1 protein-coding gene is annotated in these 536 nt (G+C 41.8%); it reads right to left on the reverse strand.

Translation table 11 applies throughout. From position 1 onward, the window contains the following. Positions 1-317, reverse strand: a 317-nt coding sequence (locus tag R7R24_RS29970; protein ID WP_318120624.1) for an NCS2 family permease, incomplete at its 3' end; no start/stop codon positions are given. Positions 318-536 lie beyond the last annotated feature (219 nt).

Here is a 536-nt window from a genome sequence, read left to right on the forward strand (position 1 = left end):
ACAAACACTGCAGCCAGCGCGACTTGCCATGTGTAACCCATGCCTAACACAACGGAATATGTGAAGAATGCGTTTAGACCCATGCCCGGAGCCTGAGCAATTGGGTAGTTTGCGACTAAGCCCATAATGAAACAGCCAATCGCGGCGGCAAGACACGTTGCAACAAAGATCGCACCACGATCCATACCGGTATCAGACAAAATAGCTGGGTTTACAAAAATAATGTAAGCCATGGTAAGGAAGGTCGTAATACCTGCAATGATCTCAGTGCGCACATTTGTGCCGTTTTCACTAAGTTTAAAGAGCCTTTCGAGCATGATCGAATCCTGTAAAGGTAAAAAGTAAACGGTTGCGTAATCGATTGGCGGGAATTATAAAGTTATCAAATAGCAAATTCTAGATAGAATCATCACTCTAAAGCGTTTTTTTTCGCAGGATATGAAACCCATCCGTTAGTATTTAAAATCAAGAATGAATATAGCACTTATTAAACAATAACTAACCGCTCATGTTCACTTTGCCTTCAATGCGTGCAA

The organism is Vibrio sp. 704 (assembly GCF_033339295.1).